Raw genomic sequence first — 21,134 nt, 5'->3', positions numbered from 1 at the left:
TAGGAACGGCCAAGCGATTTTCAAGGGGCTCGAGCACTCATTTTCCGAGTGCCGATGCCCATGTGGACAAGCCGGCGGGAGAGTTCAACCGTTGGCCACACGGCGTGGCGGTGGCACCTCGGTCTTCTCGCGGCACGCCAGTGGGCAGTTGCCGCAATAGCCCAGGCCGGGCAGGAGATAGCGGATACAACAGACCCGCCGGATGGGCTCGATGTCACCCTCGGCGTTCTCACGGTGACGAACGGGTTGAAAAAGCGGGTTGCGCTGGCCGTCGGCCAACTTACGTAGCGTCATCAACTGCTCACCCGCTTCCGCCGCGTGGTGAGCCGCCGACAAGGCGTGTAACTGGCGCACGAGATAGTCGACGTATTGCCCCAGATTGCTCCACAGGGCGCGCGGGGAAATGCCGCTATGATGCGCCATGCACGTGATGGCGGGCCCCCAGGTGTCGTGTATCAGCGGCAAAAAGCGCGCTTCTACCCGAGTGTCGGCCACAGGGGCGGACGCCTCCTCGACCACCAGCGCATCGATGAGCATGTCCTCGCCGAGTACGACCCCGAGACGCGGTAGCGCGAGCGGCAGCTGGCGATCCACCAGCAGATTGTACGCCACGCCCGTGTACGTCGTCAGGGCCAGGAAGTACTTCGACCAGAGCGACATGACGGCGCGGCAGTCGCCATGCTGATGTTCGGCGCCGTAGCGCTGGATCACGTGCGCCATGCCGCGACGGGAAAACAGATCCTGCGCCCGCCAGGCCGTCTCGGGTGCCTGGTCCCAGGTCATCAGCTTGCGATCCATCCCTTTCAAGGGGCCGGCATACAACCGATCAAGCAACACCGACATCGAAGACGTTTCCTGTGGCGAGGCCGAAATGAGTGGCGTGGGTCATCGACCCACGCCTGGAGCGTAAATGAAAACCACTCGCGACTCAATCGCGCTAGAAATTGTACGTCAGGCTCGCACGCACATTGCGCTCCGCGCCGAAGTAGCAATATTGAAGCGAGTTGCACGAGGCCACGTATTCCTTGTCGAGCACGTTGCCCACATTGAGCTGCACCTGCATGCCCGACATGCCCATCTGCCCCAGGTCATACCCCAGCATGGCATCGACCAGCGTGTAATCGGGCACTTGTTCGGTGTTGGCGCGATCCGCCTGGATATCGGCGTAGTAACGCACCCCGAGACCGGCATCCAGCCCCGCAAGCGTCTCGCCCTGGAAGGCATAGTGGCCCCACAGGCTGGCTTGATGGCGGGGGGCATAAATGGCGTGACTGCCTTCCTCGCTGTCCACGTCGCTCTTGGTATAGGTGATATCGGTGAAGCTGTAGGCGGCCTGCAACCGCAGCCCTTCGGTCAATTGCATGCGGGCTTCCAGCTCCAGTCCCTGCGACTCGATTTCACCGATGGAGCGGTAAGGGTCGGTGGGTTGCTCCTTGGTGGCGACGTTTTCCTGGGTGATGCGGAACAGCGAGAGGCTATAGCGATCCTGAGTGCCCGGGGGTTGATACTTGAGGCCGGTTTCCCACTGCTCGCCTTCCATCGGTTCGAGCACGTCGCCATCGATATCGACGAAGCTGGTCGGCGTGAAGGCCGTGTTATAGCTGACGTAAGGTGCGACCCCGTTGTCGAACAGATACAGAAGCCCCGCGCGACTGCTGAAATAGGTCTCGTCGAGCGTATCCTCGTGCTTGGCCAGTTTCTGCTCGTTGGTGATCGAGACCCAGTCGTACCGGCCCCCTAGCGTCAGGCGCCAGCGGTCGAACGCCATCTGGTCTTGCAGATAAACACCGGTCTGAGTCAATTCGTGGCGCTCATCGTTGGTGACCACGATATCCCCTATGGGATCGGCACCATACTGTGGATCGAAGGCATTGAGCGAGGGAAAAGCGCCCGATGTCCAGACCACATCGTTCTGGCGATCCTGATAGTCGATGCCGACCAACAGGGTATGCTCGATAAAGCCGCTGGAGAATTCGCCCTCTAGCTGGTTATCGACCGTCCAGGCATCGAGCGACTCGCGTCCGCCGGAATAATAGCGTACCAGCTCGTTGGAATCGGGTGATGTCCAGCCGTAACCATAGACCTGGTTCAAAGTGGTATCCGAGTTCAGGTAGCGCAGCTTCTGACGCGCGGTCCAGACGTCGTTGAAGCGATGCTCGAGGCTGTAGCCGAACATGCGCTGGGTACGCTCGAACTTGTCGTAAGCGTCTTCGCCATCGAAGAAATTGTTGCTGATCTTGCGGCCATTGTGGCTTTCCACCGCCCCCTCGTAAGGCACGCCGGAATGGTAACCGCCCTCCGGATCCTTGTGCAGATAGGCCATGAACGACAGGGTCGTATCGTCGGTGATGTCCCAGGTGACCGACGGCGCGATGGCATAGCGTTCCTCCTCGACCGGCCCGAACTGCGTATCCTTGCCGCTCGCCAGCCCCACCACGCGATAGGCGGCCCGCCGCTCGTCATCCAGCGGGCCGGTCAGATCGAACGCCGCGCTGCGCTGACTGTTGTTACCGACGCTGAAACGCAGCTGCCGGTGCGTCTCGAACTGCGGTTTTTTACTGGTCAGCGCCACCAGGCCACCAGGAGATGAGCGTCCGTAGAGTACGGAAGCCGGCCCCTTGACGATTTCGATCCTCTCGAGGAAGTAGGGGTCGATCACCATGGAACTATAGGAGTTGGCGTCCCCCATTACCTTGAGGCCATCGAGATAGACATTGCTCAAGCTGCCGTCGGAGAATCCCCGCATGACCAGATAGTCGTAGCGGTTGGACGCACCGACTTGGTTGGTATAGACACCCGGCGTATATTTCACGGCATCCCCAAGCGTGCGAGTGTCACGTGTATTCATTTCCTCGCGGTCAACGTAGGAGACGGACTGTGGTGTTTCGATGAAGGGCGTATCCGTCTTGGTGGCGGCCTTGCCGGAGACCGTCAGTGTGGATAGATCGACGGCGTCTTCACTTGCGGATTGCGCCCAGCTCGTTGCGGGAACGAACAACGCACCCGCCAAGCACGCGCAGGTAAACCAGTGGGGAGACAGTGTGCGACTCATGGGAAACGGATCCTCGCTCTCGTCATCGGACCGACAACGGCCCAGTTATTATGGAGAGTGAGAATTATTAACTTTTAAGAGTCGTTCTGCTTATGGGCAATGCCGAAAAATCTATGCGTGACGCTGCAAGCGATTCCGTGCGGGAATTTTCATCAACATATACGGATTGTCACGGCACCAAATGGGCCGGACGCTGATGCAACACACGCGGCGACACGCCATAACGCTGCTTGAAGGCGGTGGCGAAGTTACTGGCATGGCGATAGCCGACACGCATTGCCACGTACTGCACGCTATGGCCTTCCCGGAGCAGGTCATGCGCCATGTCGAGACGGCGTTGACGCAGGTACTCGAAGACCGGCTGGCCGTACGCCTGGCGGAACTTGTCACGCAATACGCTGGGGCTCATGCACGCCAGTTGCGCCAGGGAATCGAGGTCATGCGACGCCTCGGGATGGTCGTGCAGACAGGCACGCACACGTGCCAGATGATGATGATCGCGCCTGCCCAGACGGCGCGCCTGCTCGGTCGGAGCGTTTTCCCTGGTTGCCAGTCCATGCGCCATCAGTTGCAACCCCAGCCCCTCGCCGAGCAGCGTATGCGAGACCCCCTTCCCCGCGGCGTTCAACCACTGTTCGAGCGATGACAGAAGCCCCTCGGGGGGTGCCAGCCGCCAGGCGCCATCCGGTGAAGATGTCAGCAGTTCTGCCAAGGGCGCGGCCAGCCGGTTCTGTGTGGTGCGTGCATCGTCGAGCAGCGTCAGATTGATCGCGCGCAGGCGCTGGCCGCCCATGTGGCGCGCACTCAGCGGGCAGCGCCCGTCGTTGACCAGCATCACCCCCTCGCGAGGCGACAGCGTGAGGCGTTGCTCGCCATGCATCAGCTCGGCCTGCCCCTCGAGCATGACGATGATCGACACGTGCGCCGGCGCATCCGCCAATGCGTGAGTTTCGTAGGTATGATGAATCGTGAGTCGCGAGCCGACGAGACTGATGCCCGTGTCCGGGCGACATTCGTCGACCCAGCCTTCGGCCACCGTGGTGGACACGGCATCGGCACGGGTCAAGGAGGGAAAGCGATGATACAAACGATAACGGCGCTCGAAAGCGCCGAAATCGGCCATGGTGAGGCGCTGGGCCGGCGCCGTGGCATCGTGCGTCATGCCTGTCACCGGCCCCATGGCAGCCTCCCGATGAGCCTTACGCAGTGGCTTCGGCGTAGCGACGCGCCACTTCGTCCCAATCGATGACCTCGAAGAAGGCCTTGATGTATTCGGGACGCTTGTTCTGATACTTGAGGTAATAGGCGTGTTCCCACACATCCAGCCCCAGAATCGGCGTATTGCCATGCATCAGCGGGCTATCCTGGTTGAGCGTATTCTCCACGACCAGGCGCTTGGCGGGCGTGACGGACAGCCAGGCCCAGCCACTGCCGAAGCGCTTGACGGCGGCCTGCGTGAAGGCTTCACGAAACGCTTCGTCACCGCCCAGTTCACGCTCGATGGCCGAGGCCAGCTCGCCCTTGGCCTGACCGCCACCCTGCGGCGACATGACCGTCCAGAACAGCGAGTGGTTGGCGTGCCCGCCGCCATTGTTGATCACCGCCTGACGCTTGGCTTCCGGCACGCGCTCGATCTCACCCATCAGGGTTTCGACCGGCAGCGATTCCAGATCGGTGCCTTCCAGAGCGGCGTTCAAGTTGTTGACGTAGGTCTGATGGTGACGGCTATGGTGAATCTCCATGGTCAACGCATCGATATGCGGTTCCAGCGCGTCATAGGCATAGGGTAACGTCGGCAGTTGATGCGCCACGACATACCTCCATAATTAATCTTTCGTCGAATGTCGAGCGTTGGCCGGACATTGCGCCAACGGCAAGTTGTACTTATCAATAATAGTTTTCATTGCAGGTTTGTCAATTACTTAGCTGCCGGCGCGAGGGATCAGAACACCTTGTCGAGCACGAACATCAGCATGAAACCGCCCAGCACGCCGAAGGTCGCATCGCCCTCGTGTCCCTTGCGGTGCGACTCGGGGATGATCTCGTGACTGATCACGAACAACATCGCCCCGGCGGCGAACGCCAGACCGAAGGGCAGCAGGGCATCGACGATATGCACCGCGAACGCGCCGATGACACCCCCCACAGGCTCCACCAGGCCGCTCAAGAACGCTGCTCCCAAGGCCGTGAGGCGCGAGTAGCCGATGGCCAGCAGCCCCAGGGAAACGATCAGCCCCTCGGGGAGATTCTGGAGGCCGATACCCAGCGTCAACGCTATCCCGGCGGCCATGTCGCCGCGCGCATAGCCCACGCCGACCGCCAGCCCTTCAGGAAAGTTGTGAATGGTGATCGCGAAGATGAACAGCCAGATACGCCGAATCTGCAAGGCATCGGCGCCACTCTGCTTACCCAGCGCGAAATGCTCATGGGGCACGAAGCGGTCCATTCCCCAGACCAGAATGCCGCCGCACACGATCCCCCCGCAAACGATCGTCAAGGCCCAGCCGATGGTACCGGTGAGCGCCAGCGAGTCTTCATAGGCCGGCATGGCCAGCGAATAGGCCGTGGCAGCCAGCATGACACCGGCACCGAAGCCCATCAGAGCATCCTCGAGACGCTGACTGATGTGGCGCAACACCATGATCGGCAGCGCCCCCACCGGCGTGAAAAGACCGGCTACCAAGCTCGCCAGCATCCCCGCCTGAAGCGTGGACAGCGTCCCCAGCCAATCGCGCATCTGGGCACCCAGCCACCATATCAGGAATGCACTCACGGCCGCCGCGAGAAGGATGCCCAGCGCCCAGCGGCGTCGAATAAAGCCACCGGTCGTAACGGAAGGCGCTTGCGAAGGCGCGTGTGTCTCTTGCATGCGGGATCTCCTGCGTCGTCGAGCGTTCAGCGTGTCACAGCCGGTAAATGACGATAATACTGCTGCCAGAGTATCACCGCGCCCGCTACGCCGCCCGGCAGCAGTACGAGGTTGAGCACCGGCACCCAGGTTGCCAGCGACATGCCGAACCCAAAGGTCAGCGTCGGCCACCAACGCGTCCGCAGGCGTCGCCGCATGTCGTCAAAGCTCACCTGATTATTATCCATGGGGTAATCGAGGTATTGAATCGCCAACATCCACGCCGAAAAGGCGGCCCACAAGAACGGCATGAACATGTTCACGCCGGGCACGAACCCCATCACGAACAGCAGCGCCATACGCGGCAGCATGTAGCGCAACTTGACGAGCTCGCGTCCCAAGGCATCGACGCCGGCGCGCATCAGGCGCCGCGTATCATCGGGCGGACTGCCGGTGAGCCGCCATTCGACCTTCTCGGCAAGGAAGCCATAGAACGGCGCGGCGATCAGGTTGGTCACCAGCGTGAAGGTGAAGAACACCATCAACAGCAAGCTCACCACCAGCAGCGGCCAGATCAGCCATTCCAGCCACTCGAGCCACCCCGGCACCTTGAGCATCCAATAATCCAGCCAGCCACCGAAATGGGTAAACAAATAGCCTAAGGTGGCTGCGTAGATCAGCAGGTTGATCAATACCGGCACAATGACGAAGCGTCGCATGCCCGGCGACAGGACGAGCCGCGTGCCGCGTCCGATAGCCGTGAAAGCGTTCAGCATCGGGTTATTCCTTGATTGATAGTGAGGGGCCTCTGCGGCAGCATGCCTTGCGTCGACATCGGCGCCCAGCTGCCGCAATGGATGAGAAATTTGGTTCTTGCATTACGCCTTCTCAGACTTGGTGCTCAGTAAAATGCATGACCCGCTCGGCTTTTCGACGCAGCCTGACGAATAGCGGTCAGACAGGGCATGGCGGTGTGCTAACGTTCTACTACCGGGATGCCTGCATGGCAGCGTTGACGCGCCTCCCCGCCTGTAATGTTATCGGGCCCGGCATCGCGACAAGAGAACACTTCATGGCCAATGCCTCTGGGGCCGGCGCCCCCGATCATGATGATGAAACGCGCCGCCTCGACGAGCTACAGCGTCTTGGCCTACTGGATACGCCGCCCGAGAAGCGTTTCGATGACATCACTCGGCTGACCGCACGGGTATTCGACGTGCCTATTGTGCTGATCACGCTGATCGACCGCCACCGTCAGTGGTTCAAATCGCGTTTCGGCATCGACGCCTGCGAGACCTCCCGCGATAACGCCTTTTGTGCGCACGCGCTGCTCGAGCGCCAGATGCTGGTAATCGAGGACACCACCCGCGACCCGCGCTTTCGCGATCACCCCTTGGTCATCGATCCCCCGCATATTCGCTTTTACGCCGGCGCCGTCATTCGCATGGCTTCGGGCCTGCCGTTGGGAACGCTGTGCATCATCGACCGTCACCCGAAGCGCTTCGACGATCACCAGCGCCAGATCCTGCTCGACCTGGCGCGCTTGGTGGAAAATGAGATCGGCGACGACATCATCACGCGACTCGAACGCGCCCGCGCCGAGATCGGTTCTCAATTCGACCCGCAAACTCGCCTGGCCACCCAGCAGCGCTTTCAACAACTCATCCAGGCGCGCCTGGCCGCGTTGCCGGACGCCGCGACGTTCTGTGGCGTTGCCGCCATCGACCTGTACGGCATGCGTGCGGTGCGCACGCGCTTCTCGCTACAAGCCAGCAACGAAGTATTCCTGCGCTGTATCGCCCGGGTCGAGAAGGCTCTGGACGGATTCGTCTTCGACCTGGCACGCATCGACGATCAACGCCTTGGCATACTGCTGCATCGCGGCAATCCCGCGCACATGGCCGACACCATGGCCACCGTGGCCGACGCTTTGCGGGCGCCCTATATCGCCTCCGGCAGGACCGTCACCGCGGCCGCGCGCGTGGTCTGGGCTCAGGACGCCATGCGGATCGGCCATGCCGATGACATTCTCTCCGCCCTGCAGCATAGCTGCCGCCGACTCCACAATGAACGTGGTGCCAGCCTGTTTCGTCTCGACACGCCTGAGACACTGCCACGACTGACGCGCCGTAACCTGTTGCGTCGACGCACCGCCTCGGCCCTGGCCGAGGAGCGCTTCTGTCTACACTATCAACCTCAGGTCAGCCTGCGGGACTTTCGGGTACACGGCTTCGAGGCGTTGCTACGCTGGCACGATGCGGAACTGGGGTGGGTCAATCCTCAGGATATCGTCGACATCGCCGAAGAAATCGATATTGGCGATCAGCTGGATATCTGGGTGTTGCGGCAGGTCATGCAACAACTTGCCGTCTGGCAGGATCGCGGGCATGCCGTGTTGCCGGTGGCGCTCAATGTATCCCAGGAGCAGCTCGCCCGACCGGCTTTCGTCGATCGGGTCTGTGCATTGCTCACCCAATACCGCGTGCCGGGCCGCCTGCTCAAGCTGGAGGTGCTGGAACGCTCGCTGATCGACGATCCCGAAGCCATCATCATCAGCATGCAGCGTCTCAAGCGCCGTGGCGTGGGATTTGCCATCGATGATTTCGGCACCGGCTATTCGTCTCTTTCCTACCTCACGCGGATCCCGTTCGACACGCTCAAGATCGACAAGAGCTTCATCGACCGAATATGCGACGATCAGCGCGTCGCCTCGCTGGTACGCTCGATCGTCTCGCTGGGGCGCGATGCCGGCATGCAGGTCGTCGCCGAGGGCGTGGAAAACACCTCCCAGGTCACGCTACTGCACGACTTTCACTGCCACAGCATTCAGGGGCATGTCGTCTCCATTGCCCTAACCCCGCCGCATGCCGAAGCGCTGTTGGCGGCCACCGCCAGCAAGCGGTATCACTCCCCGAGCGACTCATCCAGTTCACCGGGATCGGTGTGACGCACGTCGAGCCCCTTGACCAGATAAATGACGTGCTCGGCCAGATTGTCGGCATGATCGCCCACCCTCTCGAGGGCACGCAGGATCGTCATCACGCTGAGGATGGTCGTGATGGCACGCGGATCTTCCATCATGAACGTCACCAGCGAGCGCGTGGCCGTGGAGTATTCGTTGTCGACCGACTCGTCCTCGTGCAGCACATTCAGCGCCAGACGCGTGTCGAACCGCGCAAACGAGGTCAACGCGTCGCGCAGCATCTTGCGCACGTGCTCGCTCAGGTGACGAATTTCGACCATTCCCCGTGAATGCCGTCCCGACTCGATGAGTGTCAAGGCATTGCGCGCGATCTTGTTGGCCTCGTCGCCGACCCGCTCGAGATCGGAGGTGGCGCGGATGACCGCCAGCACCAAGCGCAGATCGGACGCCGCCGGCTGGCGACGTGCCAGCACCCGGGTGCACTCCTCGTCGATCTGGAGTTGCATATCGTTGACGGTGGTATCGCTATCGCGCACGCGCTCTGCGGTTCGGCTATCGCCCTCGAGCAACGCCTCCACGGCATCCTGCACCTGCTTCTCGACCAGCCCGCCCATGGCCATCAACTGGGTCTTGAGCTGTTCCAGTTCCTGATTGAACTGGCGGGAAATGTGCTGGCTATGCGTCTCGTTGGTAATATCCATGACACTGCTCCGCTATCAAAGTCGCCGCGACTCAACCCACGCGGCCGGTGATGTAATCTTCAGTGCGCCGTAAGCGCGGATTGGTGAACAACGTATCGGTCGGGGCATATTCGATCAGCTCGCCGGCATGCAGGAACGCGGTGTAATCGGACACGCGCGCCGCCTGCTGCATGTTGTGAGTGACCAGAATCAGCGTCAGTTGCGACTTCAAACTGCGTATCAGCTCTTCAATCTTGAGCGTCGAGATCGGGTCCAGCGCCGACGCCGGCTCGTCGAGCAGCAATACGTCGGGGCGGACCGCCAGGGTGCGAGCGATCACCAGGCGCTGCTGCTGCCCGCCCGACAACGTCCACGCCGAGGCATGCAGGTCCGCCTTGACCTCTTCCCAGAGCGCCGCCGACTGCAACGCCCATTCGACGATCTCATCCAGCTCACGCTTGCGTTTGACGCCTTGCAGACGCACCCCATAGGCGACGTTTTCATAGATCGACATGGGGAACGGGTTGGGCGTCTGGAACACCATCCCCACCCGACGGCGCAGCTCGGCGACATCCATATCACGTGCATGAATGTCCTGACCCTCGAGCTGAATGCGTCCATTCCGCGAGACTTGATCGTTAAGATCGTGCAATCGGTTGAGGCTGCGCAGCAACGTCGACTTGCCACATCCCGAGGGCCCGATAAACGCCGTCACACAATGGCGCGGCACGCGCAGCGTCAAGTCGCACAGCGCTGGCTTGTCATCATAGGCCAACGACAAGTCCTCGATATCGAAGCAACTCGATACCGCGGAAAAATCGGCCACCGCCGACGAGAAACGCTTGCTCTCGGCGGCGGAAAAAGACGCGGCAGACAAGAGTGACGAACCTCCTACGAATGCTCCAGTGCACGATGACGTGCCCTGAGATGATGGCGCAAGATTATTGCAGTTACGTTAAGCACCAGGATGACGATGACCAACAACGTCGCCGTGGCAAACACCAGCGGCATCGCGGCCTCGGCATCGCGACTGGCAAAGCCGAGATCGAACACGAGATAGCCAAGATGCATGAACTTGCTTTCGAGATGCAGGAAAGGAAATTCATCATCCAGGGGAATCGCTGGCGCCAGCTTGGCCACGCCCACCAGCATCAGCGGCGCCACCTCCCCGGCGGCACGCGCCACCGCCAAAATGACCCCGGTGAGCATCGAGGGTAGCGCCATGGGCACCACCACCCGGCGCAGTGTCTCGAAGCGCGTCGCGCCCAGCGCCAGCGAGCCTTCGCGCAAGGCCACGGGAACGCGCGCCAGGCCTTCCTCGGTCGCCACGATCACCACCGGCAACGTCAGTAACGCCAACGTCAGCGAGGCCCACAACAGCCCGCCGGTACCGAAGGTCGGCGACGGCAAGCGATCGGCGAAGAACCAGCTATCGAGGTGGCCGCCCAGCCCGTAGACGAATACCCCCAGCCCGAACACGCCATAGACGATGGACGGCACCCCGGCCAGATTCCGCACCGCGATGCGCACCAGGCGTGTCAACGGTCCCTGACGGGCTACCTCGTTGAGGTACAACGCCGCCAGCACGCCGAACGGTGTCACCACCAGCGACATCAGCATCACCATCAATAATGTGCCAAAGATCGCCGGCCAGACGCCGCCACCGGTATTGCCATCGCTCGGCGTCTCGCTGAGAAAGCGCCACACGCCGTGCCCCCAGGCCGCGAGCTTGTCGCCAATATCCATGCGATTGGGCCAGGAAAGCGACGCTACCTGCGCGAATGCCACCTTCAGCGAACGTCCCTCGACATTGCGCAGATGCAATGTCGTGACATCGGCGTCTCCCCGCAGGGCCCGGCGCAAGCGACGTTCGGCCTCGGCGCCTTGCAGCCGTTCACCGGCGGGTGTTTCCACCGCCGTCAGGCGTCCGATGAAGGGTCCCCAGTCGCGCCGCTCAACGTAGAGTAGATCCGGTGGCGTGCCGCGCGATTCGATGGCCTGCTGCTCGACCCATCGCCATACCTGACCGTCGAGGTCGCGATTGGCGGTGAAATAGCGTCGTTCGCCCGCTTGGCTGCCGCGAGGGATACCGGCAATCCGCTGGCCGTCGTCGAGGGTCAGTTGCTCGATATCGGCGGGCCAGAAGTGCGCCAACCCGCGGGTCACGACCAGCGCCAGCAATGCCACCACGGCCAACAGAGACAACGCCACGCAGGCCCCGCTCAGCCAGCGCCAGACACCGTCGCCGCTCAACCGAGGAATCCTCATGCGTTCCCCCAATAGCGTCGATACCGCCGTTTGAGCCGCCAGCGCACCATCTCCGCCAGGGTGTTGACGGCAAAGGTAAACACGAACAGCAATAGTGCCCCGAGCAGCAGCAGGCGATAATGGGTGCCGCCCACCGCCGCCTCGGGTAATTCGATGGCAAGGTTGGCGGCCAGCGAGCGCAGGCCCTCGAAAAGGCTCGGCGACATCAGCGGCGTATTGCCGGTCACCATCAATACGATCATGGTTTCTCCCACGGCGCGTCCCGCGCCGATCATGACCGCAGAGAGAATTCCCGGCGCAGCGACGGGCAACTGGACGCGCCACAGCGTCTGCGCTCGTGTCGCGCCCAGCGCCAGGGAGCCTTCCGCCAGGGTACGGGGCACGCCGGAAAGCGCCTCCTCGGCCAGTGAATAAAGCGTGGGAATGATCGCCAGTCCCATGGCCATGCCGACGATCAGCGCATTGCGTTGCGCGTAATCCCAGCCCCACTGTTGGTACATCCAAGTTCGCAGGTCGCCACCGAACCACCACGCCTCGAGCCATGGCGAGAGACTCAGCGCCGCCCAGCACACCAGGGCCAATGGCACCATCAGTCCTACGCCGACACTGATAGGGGGTAAGCGCAGTTCCCAGCGTCGGGACAGTACCCGCCACAGCCAACCACACGCCACGCTGCCCAGCGGCACGCACACCAAGAGCACCAGCGTTCCGGCGAGATGCCGCTCGACGAAAGGCGCCACGATCAGTCCCGCGACGAAGCCGATGACCACACCGGGCAGCGCCTCCATCAACTCGATGGCAGGCTTGAGACGCGCGCGCTGCCGGCGTGACATGTAACAAGCGCTATGCACCGCCGCCCCGAGAGCCAGCGGCACGGCGAATACCATGGCCCAGGCCGCCGCCTTGAGGGTCCCCCAGGCCAACGGCACCAGGCTGTACTGCGGCTCTTCATCGCCGGTGACGGCGGCGGCCCAGCGCCACTGAGCAGTGCTATGGCCTTCATACGTTAGCGGCATCAACAGCGTCGCCGCACTCACTGCGGCATGCGGCGCCTCGATCGCCAGTCGTTGGAGTGTGCCCGACTCGCCCAGCCACATTACCTGCGTGCCTTGCGCGTTGATCGACACGGCCGGTGGCGGTATCGCCCTGGGGGCTTGTCCCTGCCAGCGCAGGCCACTCAGGGATTGATAGAGCCCCATGCGGCCGCTGGCGTCCAGCGCCAGCCATAGACGCTGCCGGGGCAGGGCAATCAGACGGCGAATGGCGGTATCACCCAACGCCGCATAAGACGTCTCGGCCGCTTGCCAGCCGGCGTCATCGGGAGACAACCGCCAACGACGCAGCTCCCCCTGGGCGTCACCGACGATCAACGTGCGCCCGCCCTGCAGAAAGCTCAATGCCGTCACCGGCGCTCGGGTATCGGTACGCGCCAATGCCGTGCCCTTGCCATCGGGGGACAGCTTCCACAACGTCAGTTGCGTGCCTTGGCTGATGGCTAGACGGCCCGCGTGTCCCATCGCAATATGCTCGGCCGTCTCCGGCACCGCGAGACGTCGCAGGGCATCGCCAGCACGCCATAGGGCTGCCACGTCGCCTTGGGTATTGCGTCCCGCCAGCACCCAGCCCTGGGCCGTATGCCCCAAAGCCAACGCCGCTACTCCACGCGTCGCGAATAAGCGCGCGGTCGCGGCTTGGGTCCATATGAGTCGCCCACGGTCATCGCGGGGCACCAGCCGCACCTCGCCGTTGCTCAGCCCCAAGGCCAGCGGCTGCGTATCGTCCCCCTCGGCCACTGCTGCAATCGTGGCATCCTCGACCAGCCTCGCGATGGTGCCTTCGGCATTGCGTAGCTGCCCGTCTCGCGTCAACCAGCGCATGCCGTCATCGGCCAGCCAGACGGTATGAATCGCACCCTCGTCGGCGACCGTGGAGGCCGCCTCGACCTTCACCTCGGCAGCGTCGAAAAGCGGCAAAACGGCCAGCGTCAGATAAACACCGATGGCCAGCACTGCAGCGACCACAGCGATGCCGCTGGCGGCGATCACCCCGGTCGCCAAGCGGTCGAGATGCTGACGCAGGCGACGATTCGCGCGATGGGAGGCAACAGAAGGGTCGGTCATCGGCGAGCCCGGCGGCAATGCGTGCCATGCAAATGAGGATGGAACATCAGATTACGTCATTTTGATGACGATTGTGTGACATCGACAAGGGGGGGCAACCGCAGTGCCCGCCGGGCGGCGGCCAGGCGCGGTTTCGGCAACGGCACGAAGCCTTGGCGAGCGACTACCGCCTGCCCCTCGGGCGACAGTACGAGATCGAAGAAAGCGCGTTCCAGGGCCGGCAAGCGCTCGCCCGGTGCCAGGTTGACATAGATATACAAGGGACGGGTGAGCGGATAGCGGCCGCTCACGACATTGTCGTGCGTAGGCAGGCGCGGCGTGCCCTCATCATCGCGCAGCGCCAGTACCTTGACCATCGCGGTGGGATAGCCCAGACCGGCATAGCCGATCGCCTCGCGGGAACGGCCGACCGCGGCCACTACCGCCGAGGAACCCGGCAGCTCGTTGACGTCGCGGCGAAAATTGCCACCGCACAAGGCTTCCCGCCTGAACAGCGCATGCGACCCGGAAGCGGTATTGCGCCCGAAGCGTGCAATCGGCCGCTTGGCCCAGTCGCCGTCGAGTCCCAGTGCTCCCCAACGCCGCAGGGGAGGTACCTGACCACAGTAGCGGGTATCGGCGAACAGCGCCTCGACCTCGGGGAGTGATAGCGTGTCCAACGGATTGTCGCGATGCACGAACAGCGTCAACGCATCCAGCGCCACCGGCACCGCCAAAGGCGGATGGCCCTGGTGGGCGATGAAGTCGGCGCGCTCGGCGTCGGTCATGGGCCGTGACATGGCCCCGAAGCGTGTCGCGCCCGCGGCCAGCGCCGGCGGCGCGGTCCCTGATCCTGCGGCCTGTATCTGCACGCGTACCTGGGGATAGCGAGCACTGAGCCGTTCGCCCCACTGCGTCATCAAACCACCCAGCGTATCCGAACCGACCGAGCCCAGCGTACCGTTCAAGGGGGCCGCCATCGCCATGACGGGCAGCCAGCATAACGCCAACGCCATGGTCACCAGCCTTTGCCAACGCCCCGCACCGCGACGCCCTGCCTGCCTTTCGCTCATCTCGCCTCTCGTTCCATCCTCTGCCACCCTCGGCAGTGCCGCGTCGGAAGACTGGTCGCCGAGGCCCGGCGGCGTTTAACATACGCTATCAGCCACGCTGAGCGAGCTTGCTCGACACGAGCTCCGACAACAATAACGCGCCAGGACACTGCACATGCATGATCTCGACGATATTCCCACCCCGCGTGGGGAACTTGCGCTCAAGCTCGTCACTCGCCGTCAGGACACCAATCTCTACGGCGATATCCCCGGCGGCTGGCTCATCGCCCAGATGGACCAGGCCGCCGAGCTCGCGGCAGGACGCCTGGCACGCGGCCGGACCGCGACGGTCGCCACCGAGGGCATGGATTTTCTGTGTCCGGTACGGGTAGGCGCGATGGTCAATATCTTCACCCACGTCAGCGAGATCGGGCGCAGCTCGATCAAGATCGATGTCGAGGTATGGATTCGTCCCCCCCATGAGCGCAATCCCGAAGAGCGCTACAAGGTCACCGAGGCGCGTTTCGTGATGGTGGCACTGGACGACAACGGTCGTATACGCCCCGTCCCCGACGCCTAGGATCCCTCCCCGCGCTCATCAGGTTGATTGCCGCGCCGCACTAGCCAATAACTCAGGCCCAGCGCCAGCACTGCGGCCGCCAGGGCCATTATTTTCAACGGCTCGATGGTTTCCATGTCCATGACCATGAATTTGCGAACCAGCGCCATGATCGCGATGAGAACCACGATTTCGACCTGGATGAAACCACCACGCCCTTCCATGGTGCGCACGATGGAGTTGTTGAACTCCATGGCGATCAGCACCGTCAGGATCATGTCGAAGACCACCTGAAACACACGGTAATCGAAAGGGTCGCGGGTTCGCACGAACAACAATTCGACAACATGCAGCACCAAGTAATAAAGCGCGACCAGCACCACGCAGCCGATCGCCACCGTCAACGCCAATGAAACCAAGCGCTCGAAACGCTGATAGCCGGAGAGCTGCGACCACTGGTCCATCAACTCGGGGAACCACTTCTTCATCATTGCGCCTCGCTTTTATCATTTCCGGCCATGGCCCAGTGCCTACCGTTCGTCACGTATCGGCTCATAACGGTGTCAACTTGGCGAATCCCAACACCAACCACTTGTCGCCCTCGTCCTCGAAACTGATATGCACACGCGCCCTGGCGCCCTCACCTTCGGCATTGATGATCACTCCCTCGCCGAATACCGGGTGGCTGACGCGCTGCCCGAGGCTCAATGACGGCTGATCGTCATCGCTCGACACGCTCTGCTGCTGGGCAAGACCACGATTCGGACGCGTAGACACCGGACGCGAGACCTGACCTCGCAGACGCACCTCCTCGAGCAATGCCTCGGGCAACTCATGCAAAAAGCGCGACGGTCGCGAGAAGGTTTCCTTGCCATGCAGGCGCCGTATTTCGGCGTGCGTCAGGTACAGCTTGCGCATGGCACGGGTCACCCCGACATAGCACAGGCGCCGTTCCTCTTCGAGGCGCCCCGGTTCTTCCAGCGACATCTTGTGCGGAAACAGACCTTCTTCGACCCCAGCGATGAAGACCACCGGAAACTCCAACCCCTTGGCCGAGTGCAGCGTCATCAGTTGCACGCTGTCCTCGAAATCGTCCGCTTCATGATCGCCGGCATTGAGCGCCGCTTCGGCCAGGAAGGGCTCCAGTGCCGCGGCGCCCTCACCGACTTCCTGCAGCGAGAAGGGATCGCCCTGGGCAAAATTGCGTGCCGCATTGATCAGTTCCTCGAGGTTCTCGACGCGTGCTTGGCCCTTCTCGCCCTTCTCGTTGCGGTGATGCTCGAGCAACCCGGTGGTGTGGATCACATGCTCGATCAACTCATGCAGCGCCATGCCGGCGGTATCGTTGTCGAGCCGTTCGATCAGCGCCGCAAACGCCGACAGCGCGCTCGCCGCACGGCCCTTGAGCGCCCCCTCGCTGACGCTATCGTGCAGCGCCTGCCACAGCGATATCCCCTGGGTGCGAGCCCGCTCGCGCAGCACTTCCACGGTCCGCGTACCGATGCCGCGCGCCGGCACGTTGATCACGCGCTCCAGCGAGGCGTCATCGTCGCGTGCCAGCGTCAAGCGCAGATAGGCCAAGGCATTCTTGATTTCGAGGCGCTCGTAGAAGCGTTGGCCGCCATAGATGCGATAGGGCACGCCACTGCGGATCAACGCCTCCTCGAGCACCCGCGACTGGGCGTTGGAACGATAGAGGATAGCGATATCGCGGCGCGCACAGCCCTTGTTCACTTCCTCGTTGAGACTATCGACGATGAAACGGGCCTCATCGAGATCGTTGAAGCCGGCATAGACCGAGATCGGATCGCCCTTCACACCGTCGGTCCACAACTCCTTGCCCATGCGCCCGGCATTATGGCTGATCAGCGTGTTGGAGGCCTCGAGAATCGCACTCGTCGAGCGGTAGTTCTGCTCCAGGCGCACCGTCGAGGTGTTCGGAAACTCCTCGGCGAAGCGGCGGATGTTTTCGACCTTGGCACCGCGCCAGCCGTAGATCGACTGGTCGTCGTCGCCGACCACGGTCATGCCCGCGCGGTCGCCGGCCAGCAACTTGAGCCAGGCGTACTGCAAGGTATTGGTGTCCTGGAATTCGTCGACCAGCAGATGACCGAAGCGCTCACGGTAATGCGCCAGCAGCTCCGGATTGTCGCGCAGCAACTCCAGGCCACGCAGCAACAGTTCCCCGAAGTCGACCAGCCCGGCGCGATCACAGGTCAGCTGATAACGCTCGTAGAGCTCGACCATCTGGCCCATGTAGGCGTCGCCATGCGTCTGGACTTGATGGGGACGCAGCCCTTCTTCCTTGCAGCCACCGATGAAGTACTGCACCTGCTTGGGCGGGAAGCGCTCGGCGTCGATGCGATGATCCTTGAGCAAGCGCTTGACCAGACGCAATTGATCGTCGCCGTCGATGATCTGGAAATGCTGGGGCAGACGCGCGTCGTGCCAGTGGGTGCGCAGCAGACGATGCGCGATGGAATGGAAGGTGCCCACCCACATGTTGCGCAGCGACAAGCCGAGTAGCGCCTCGAGACGTGTGCGCATCTCGCGCGCCGCCTTGTTGGTGAAGGTCACGGCGAGAATCGCGTAGGGTGACAACCCCTCGACTTGCAATAACCAGGCGATTCGATGCACCAGGACACGCGTCTTGCCCGAGCCGGCACCGGCCAGTACCAACAAATTGCCCTGCGGATGGCTCACGGCCTCGCGCTGAGCCGTATTCAATGAGTCGAGTAGCGGCGAAACGTCGCCCGGCGAAACGTCGTCCATGAATCACGTATCTTGGCATTGCGAAATGAGCGCCCAGCTTAGCACAAGCGGTCTCGGCTTCGGTCGCTCACGATTCACCCGGCGACTAGGCGTCGTCGTCGGCATCAGGATAGCGCAGCGGCACCAGGCTTTTCTTCACCGACTGGAGCTGTTCGGCAAGCTTGGGGCCTCGGGTCTTGGCCACACCCACGGCGAGCACGTCGACGATCACCAGATGCGCCACGCGCGAGCTCATCGGCGTATAGATCTCGGTATCTTCGTGAACGTCGATGTAAAGCGGCAAGGTGACCTCTCCCGCCAGCGGCGAATCGCTGGGACACAGGCCGATCACCGTGGCGCCGGTCTCGCGCGCCAGGCGCACGCTGGCCACCAGCGCCCGGGTGCGTCCTGTCTGCGAGATGGCGACCACCACATCGCGAGGCGTCAGCGTCACCGCCGACATGTTCTGCATGTGCGGGTCGGAATAGGCCGCCGTGGAGATCTGTAGACGGAAAAACTTGTGCTGGGCATCGAAGGCCACCGCCCCCGAGGCCCCGAAGCCGTAAAACTCCACGCGATCGGCCATGGCCAAGGCATTGACCGCCTTGCCCAGCGCGGCGTGGTCGAGTCGGTCGCGCACCGAGAGCAGGGTGCCCACGGTGGAATCGAAAATGTTGTGGGCGAATTCGGCGACGCTGTCGCTATCGTTCATCGAGAACTGCGCGAACTGGCTGCCCGTGGCCAGCATCTGTGCCAGTTTGAGCTTGAAGTCCTGGAAGCCGTTGCACCCCAACGCGCGACAGAAGCGCACCACGGTGGGCTCGCTGACCTTGGCTTCGGTGGCCAGGTCGACGATGCGCATGTGGATGACATCCTCGGGATGGCGCAACACGAAACGCGCCACCTTCTGCTCGGAGCGCCGAAAGTGCTCCATGCGGCGTCTCATCTCGTCGAACAGGGCACTGCTCATGATGGCGCGACTCCTTGGCTGATCAAACAGATTCGATTCTAGTATGCCGCAGGCGTTGAAGAGGAGAAAAAACGCCCGTTTCAGCCTCGACGTCACAATTTTGTCAAGTGCGTTATAGTAAAGATGTCAAGCGGAACGCGGCTGGATGGCAACAAGCCGGGTGTGAAAACGATTGGGAGATTCGATATGCGCAATGCCGAACATCTTCAATCCTTGAAAAGCGAGCTGCTCGATATCCACATGAGCCTGGAAATGATCGAGCACGAACAACGCAAGAAAAATGCCGCGACACGCTATCTTCGAGCGCGGCGCGGCATTGAATTGCACCGGGAATTCAAGCGCCTGGAACGCGACATCGTCGATTACGACGACTGGCAGTGATCAGGGCGCGATAAGCGACGTACATGCCTGCGTTCATCGTCTATCTGAAAGGGCGTTACAGGCCCGGCGCAGGCCATATTCACCCGCGCCGCGCCTGCACATCATGTTCAAAGGCTGCTGACGAACACGATCACTACAGCGATGGGCGCGATGAAGCGTACCGCCACACGCCACAGCGCGAAGGCGGTATCGCCCATATTGAGCTGAGAGCGTAATTCATCACGTCCCATGAACCAGCCCACGAACAGCACGGTCGCCAAGCCGGTCAGCGGCAGCAGCAGCTTGCTGGTGGCATAATCGAGCAAATCGAAGATGGTCATGCCGGCGAACTTGTCGAACATGCCCAAGGGCGCGACATCCCCCCAGATATTGAACGACAGCACCGTCACCAGGCCCAGCGCCCAGGTCGCCAGTCCCGCGACGATGGTCGCGCCCACCCGCGATAGCGGTGAGCGTTCCTCGAGCCACTCCACCACCGGCTCGAGCAGCGAGATCGCCGAGGTCCACGCCGCGAACACCAGCAGCACGAAGAACAGCACCCCGAACAGCCAGCCACCGGCCATGTTGCCGAACGCCAGCGGCAGGGTCTGGAAGATCAGGCCCGGGCCCGCGGCGGCATCCAGCCCATTGGCGAATACGATGGGGAAAATGGCCATCCCCGCGAGCAGGGCGATGACCGTATCCATGACCACCACGATGAGCGCCGAGCGTCCGATGTTGACGTCATCGGAGAGATAAGAGCCATACGCCATCATGATGCCCATGCCCAGACTCAGGGTGAAGAAGGCATGGCCCAGCGCGGCGAGAATGCCGTCCTGGGTAATCTTGGAAAAGTCCGGCGTGAACAGGTAAGCCGCCCCTTCGGCAAAGGCACCGGTGGTCGCGGCGTAACCCACGAGCACCACCAGCAGCACGGCCAGTGCCGGCATCAGCGTCTTCGCCGCACGCTCCAGACCACCTGCAACGCCACCCACCACGACACCGATCGTCATGATCATGAACAAGCTATGCCAGAGCAGCAATTCCACAGGACTCGCCAGCAGGTTGCCGAACAGGGTGCCGACACTGTCGTTGTCGAGCCCGCTGAAGGTATCGACCACGGCCATTTCAATGTACGCCAGCGCCCAGCCCCCAATGACGCTATAGAACGAGAGGATCAAATAGGCGCCGAGGATGCCGGCCACGCCGATCAAGACCCAGGCACGACTGCGCTTGAGACGCCGCGTGATGTCGCCCATCGTCGAAATGGGATTCTTCTGGCCCAGGCGACCAAGCAACCATTCGGACATCAACATCGGCAAGCCGACCAGGAAGATGCAGATCAGATACACCAGAACGAAAGCGCCGCCACCGCTTTCACCGGTCATGTAGGGGAATTTCCAGATATTGCCCAGGCCAACCGACGAGCCGACGGCAGCCAGCACGAAGGCCATCCGTGAGGACCATTGCGCGTGCGAATGAGACTTGTAAGACATTGCTTCACCTGAGTTGCGTGGCACCACCGATCAATAAAACGATGGCGTTGTATTGTTGTTGCCACGTCCCTTGGGT

The 21,134-nt window shown here is 62.3% G+C and carries 18 protein-coding genes; 3 read left to right on the top strand and 15 right to left on the bottom strand.

What is annotated here, in order from left to right; genetic code table 11:
- Nucleotides 1-84: 84 nt before the first annotated feature.
- The 6 genes from fhuF to cysZ form a co-directional block, all read right to left on the bottom strand.
- Entirely contained in the window at nucleotides 85-843 is a 759-nt protein-coding gene (gene fhuF / locus C8E00_RS11415) for a siderophore-iron reductase FhuF (RefSeq protein WP_133697616.1), read from the bottom strand.
- A gap of 94 nt (nucleotides 844-937) precedes the next feature.
- Entirely contained in the window at nucleotides 938-3,052 is a 2,115-nt protein-coding gene (locus tag C8E00_RS11410) for a TonB-dependent siderophore receptor (RefSeq protein ID WP_133697615.1), read from the bottom strand.
- A 169-nt stretch (nucleotides 3,053-3,221) separates the two neighbouring features.
- Nucleotides 3,222-4,232, bottom strand: a complete 1,011-nt coding sequence (locus C8E00_RS11405) for a helix-turn-helix transcriptional regulator (protein WP_243833178.1) — start codon at nucleotides 4,230-4,232, stop codon at nucleotides 3,222-3,224.
- A 19-nt stretch (nucleotides 4,233-4,251) separates the two neighbouring features.
- Nucleotides 4,252-4,863 (bottom strand): superoxide dismutase, encoded by a 612-nt coding sequence (locus C8E00_RS11400; protein ID WP_133697614.1) that lies wholly within the window; start codon nucleotides 4,861-4,863, stop codon nucleotides 4,252-4,254.
- Between the two features lie 131 nt (nucleotides 4,864-4,994).
- Entirely contained in the window at nucleotides 4,995-5,921 is a 927-nt protein-coding gene (locus C8E00_RS11395) for a ZIP family metal transporter (RefSeq protein ID WP_133697613.1), read from the bottom strand.
- A gap of 26 nt (nucleotides 5,922-5,947) precedes the next feature.
- Entirely contained in the window at nucleotides 5,948-6,676 is a 729-nt protein-coding gene (gene cysZ, locus C8E00_RS11390) for a sulfate transporter CysZ (protein WP_133697612.1), read from the bottom strand.
- A 296-nt stretch (nucleotides 6,677-6,972) separates the two neighbouring features.
- Between cysZ and C8E00_RS11385 the strand changes: the two genes are divergently transcribed.
- Entirely contained in the window at nucleotides 6,973-8,847 is a 1,875-nt protein-coding gene (locus C8E00_RS11385; protein ID WP_166638310.1) for a putative bifunctional diguanylate cyclase/phosphodiesterase, read from the top strand.
- Here C8E00_RS11385 and phoU read toward each other — a convergent pair.
- From phoU to C8E00_RS11360, 5 genes are all read right to left on the bottom strand, one after another.
- Nucleotides 8,805-9,524 carry a phosphate signaling complex protein PhoU gene (gene phoU / locus C8E00_RS11380; protein ID WP_133697610.1) on the bottom strand — a complete coding sequence of 240 codons (720 nt, stop codon included), beginning with the start codon at nucleotides 9,522-9,524 and terminating at the stop codon, nucleotides 8,805-8,807. The two genes, C8E00_RS11385 and phoU, sit on opposite strands and share 43 nt — an antisense overlap.
- A 31-nt stretch (nucleotides 9,525-9,555) precedes the next feature.
- Nucleotides 9,556-10,329: a phosphate ABC transporter ATP-binding protein PstB gene (pstB, locus tag C8E00_RS11375; RefSeq protein WP_133697709.1), complete on the bottom strand. Its 774-nt coding sequence runs from the start codon at nucleotides 10,327-10,329 to the stop codon at nucleotides 9,556-9,558.
- 65 nt (nucleotides 10,330-10,394) lie between these two features.
- On the bottom strand, nucleotides 10,395-11,771 hold the full coding sequence (gene pstA / locus C8E00_RS11370; protein WP_133697609.1) for a phosphate ABC transporter permease PstA: 1,377 nt from the start codon (nucleotides 11,769-11,771) through the stop codon (nucleotides 10,395-10,397).
- Complete coding sequence (locus C8E00_RS11365; protein ID WP_133697608.1) at nucleotides 11,768-13,891, bottom strand: ABC transporter permease subunit; 2,124 nt, start codon at nucleotides 13,889-13,891, stop codon at nucleotides 11,768-11,770. The genes pstA and C8E00_RS11365 overlap by 4 nt, the downstream gene beginning before the upstream one ends.
- Before the next feature lie 56 nt (nucleotides 13,892-13,947).
- Nucleotides 13,948-14,943, bottom strand: coding sequence for a PstS family phosphate ABC transporter substrate-binding protein (locus tag C8E00_RS11360; protein ID WP_208291920.1), 996 nt, complete (start codon nucleotides 14,941-14,943; stop codon nucleotides 13,948-13,950).
- 154 nt (nucleotides 14,944-15,097) lie between these two features.
- Here C8E00_RS11360 and C8E00_RS11355 point away from each other — a divergent pair, with 154 nt between their 5' ends.
- Nucleotides 15,098-15,502 carry an acyl-CoA thioesterase gene (locus tag C8E00_RS11355; RefSeq protein ID WP_133697607.1) on the top strand — a complete coding sequence of 135 codons (405 nt, stop codon included), beginning with the start codon at nucleotides 15,098-15,100 and terminating at the stop codon, nucleotides 15,500-15,502.
- On the opposite strand, the gene C8E00_RS11350 is transcribed toward C8E00_RS11355, so the two are convergent.
- The 3 genes from C8E00_RS11350 to hexR all read right to left on the bottom strand — a co-directional run bounded on the left by C8E00_RS11350 (nucleotide 15,499) and on the right by hexR (nucleotide 19,202).
- The gene (locus tag C8E00_RS11350) at nucleotides 15,499-15,972 is read right to left on the bottom strand and encodes a phosphate-starvation-inducible PsiE family protein (RefSeq protein ID WP_243833177.1); all 474 of its coding nucleotides are present in this window, start codon (nucleotides 15,970-15,972) and stop codon (nucleotides 15,499-15,501) included. The genes C8E00_RS11355 and C8E00_RS11350 overlap by 4 nt on opposite strands.
- Nucleotides 15,973-16,033: 61 nt before the next feature.
- Nucleotides 16,034-18,253 (bottom strand): DNA helicase II, encoded by a 2,220-nt coding sequence (gene uvrD / locus C8E00_RS11345; protein WP_133697606.1) that lies wholly within the window; start codon nucleotides 18,251-18,253, stop codon nucleotides 16,034-16,036.
- A gap of 85 nt (nucleotides 18,254-18,338) precedes the next feature.
- The gene (hexR, locus tag C8E00_RS11340) at nucleotides 18,339-19,202 is read right to left on the bottom strand and encodes a transcriptional regulator HexR (RefSeq protein WP_133697605.1); all 864 of its coding nucleotides are present in this window, start codon (nucleotides 19,200-19,202) and stop codon (nucleotides 18,339-18,341) included.
- Nucleotides 19,203-19,388: 186 nt separating this feature from the next.
- Between hexR and C8E00_RS11335 the strand changes: the two genes are divergently transcribed.
- A complete protein-coding gene (locus C8E00_RS11335) occupies nucleotides 19,389-19,583 on the top strand; it encodes a PA3496 family putative envelope integrity protein (protein WP_133697604.1) in 195 nt (64 codons plus the stop codon).
- A 107-nt stretch (nucleotides 19,584-19,690) separates the two neighbouring features.
- Here C8E00_RS11335 and C8E00_RS11330 read toward each other — a convergent pair whose 3' ends face one another.
- Nucleotides 19,691-21,058, bottom strand: a complete 1,368-nt coding sequence (locus C8E00_RS11330; RefSeq protein ID WP_133697603.1) for a sodium-dependent transporter — start codon at nucleotides 21,056-21,058, stop codon at nucleotides 19,691-19,693.
- Between the last annotated feature and the right edge of the window lie 76 nt (nucleotides 21,059-21,134).

The organism is Chromohalobacter marismortui, assembly GCF_004364315.1.
Classification (GTDB): domain Bacteria; phylum Pseudomonadota; class Gammaproteobacteria; order Pseudomonadales; family Halomonadaceae; genus Chromohalobacter; species Chromohalobacter marismortui.
The sequence above is the reverse complement of the archived record's forward strand: the minus strand, read 5'-3'. Positions and strand labels throughout refer to the sequence as shown.